Source organism: Glutamicibacter sp. HZAU, from assembly GCF_004100365.1.
In the GTDB taxonomy this organism is placed as follows: Bacteria; Actinomycetota; Actinomycetes; order Actinomycetales; family Micrococcaceae; genus Glutamicibacter; species Glutamicibacter nicotianae.
Genome location: NZ_SCKZ01000036.1, coordinates 1 through 312 on the forward strand (window position 1 = coordinate 1; position 312 = coordinate 312).

Consider the following 312-nt stretch of genomic DNA (forward strand, 5'->3'; position numbering starts at 1 on the left):
GCCAGCGAAGTGCGCCATGTCCACGAACAGGTACGCGCCAACCTTGTCGGCAATCTCGCGGAAGCGCTTGAAGTCCAGCTGGCGTGGGTAAGCCGACCAGCCGGCAACAATCATCTTCGGCTGGTGCTCGACCGCAAGGCGCTCCACCTCATCCATGTCCACCTGGTAGGTTTCCTCATCCACGCCGTAAGGCACGATGTTGAACAGGCGGCCCGAGAAGTTCAGCTTCATGCCGTGGGTCAAATGGCCACCGTGGTTCAGGTTCAACCCGAGGACGGTATCGCCCGGGCGCACCAGCGCGTGGTACACCGA

1 pseudogene is annotated in these 312 nt (G+C 61.9%); it reads right to left on the bottom strand.

Annotated elements, in window-relative coordinates:
• Positions 1-312 (bottom strand): annotated as a pseudogene (locus EKH49_RS16425) (serine hydroxymethyltransferase); the annotation flags it as partial.